The organism is Streptomyces sp. RP5T (genome assembly GCF_003933965.1).
In the GTDB taxonomy this organism is placed as follows: domain Bacteria; phylum Actinomycetota; class Actinomycetes; order Streptomycetales; family Streptomycetaceae; genus Streptomyces.
On the sequence record NZ_RSAJ01001069.1, the window covers coordinates 1 to 1,416 of the forward strand.

Here is a 1,416-nt window from a genome sequence, read left to right on the forward strand (position 1 = left end):
GCGCCGCACTGAACGACTCACGGCTCCACGGCGCGGGGACACGCTGAACGGCTCACGGCTCCGCGGCGCGGGGACACGCTGAACGACTCACGGCTCCACGGCGCGGGGACACGCTGAACGGCTCGCGGCGCGGGGACGCGCGCCCGGCCGGCGCCCCTCGCCCTCAGGAGGAAGCGCTCGGCGCCTCCGGAAAACCGAGCCGAGGCGCCAGCGCACGCGCCTCCTCCGCCCACCGCGCGAGAAACGCCAGCGCCAGCCCTCGCTCCCGGTAGCGGCGTTCCGCGTACACCTCCCGTCGGCCCCCGTAGTCCAGCTGCCGCTCCTCCCCCGCACGAGCCAGCATCAGCGCGGTGAGCCAGTCGTACTTCACGGCGGACGCGCACACCGCGAGCCGTACGGCCCGTTCGTCCCCGCGCCAGCCGCTCTCCCGCAGCCCCTCCAGATAGGCGTGGTACGCGGCCCCCGCGAACCGGGGCAACCGGTCGGCGGGCACGAACAGATCGAACACGGAGTCGGGGAGGTAGTTCCCGAGGTCCTCCCCGAGCGCTCCGTCACCCGCGAACGCCCAGTCGAGCAGCACACTGTCCCGCCCGTCCGCGCGGACGTTCTCGGGCCACTGGTCGAGATGGCTGAAGGCACGCGGCAGGGACTCCATGACCTGGAGGAACCACTCGCGGTCGTGGTGGAGGCGGACCATGTCGCGGCGCAGCCCCGCGGGAAAGTGGTCGCGCACCAGCGGCTGCCGCCAGGCCTCGTCGTCGTCGAGAAGCTCCTGCCCCTCGGTCCGGCCCGCGATGTACTCCCGCAGGAACCGCCGGGACAGCCAGGGCTCGTCGCGGGCGCCGACGGCCCCCTGCGCCCGCCCCATCCGGTGGGCGTGCCGTACATGGGCGTCGATCGACCAGCGCCGGGCGGGCCTGCCCGGCACCCGCTCCAGCCACAGCGCCACATCCCCGTCCGCCCGCTCGACACAGGAGAGCAGGCGGGGTGCGCGGATGCCGTACGGCTCCCAGACCCGCGCGAGTCCCGAGGTGTAGACGTCCGCCTCGCGCCGCCAGTGGTTCCAGTGCCGGGGGTCGTCGGAGGCAGCCCAGTGTCCGGTGACGTCCTTGGCGCGGGTGAGGACCTTCAGGACCGCCGTCCGCTCCCCCGACTGGATGCTCCAGACGCCGCGGGTGACGCCGTTGCCGGGGTTGTGGGTCAGGGACGACGCGAAGACGACACCGGTGCCGGGCCCGAGGACCTCTTCGGCTTCGGCGCCCACGAGACGGATGTCGAGCTCGGTCATGCGCAAGAGCGTAGGCCCGCGTACCGGTCCCGGTGTTCGCGGACCGGACAGCCGCGGCCGCGCGGCGGGGCTTCGGTTAGCGTCGAGGCATGACCAGCGACACCCCGGAAGTCCCCGCCGCCCCCGCC

At 74.0% G+C, this 1,416-nt stretch carries 1 protein-coding gene; it reads right to left on the reverse strand.

The annotated features are described in order from the left end of the window. Positions 1 to 163: 163 nt before the first annotated feature. The gene (locus EHS43_RS44530) at positions 164 to 1,288 is read right to left on the reverse strand and encodes an aminoglycoside phosphotransferase (protein ID WP_125196055.1); all 1,125 of its coding nucleotides are present in this window, start codon (positions 1,286 to 1,288) and stop codon (positions 164 to 166) included. Positions 1,289 to 1,416 lie beyond the last annotated feature (128 nt).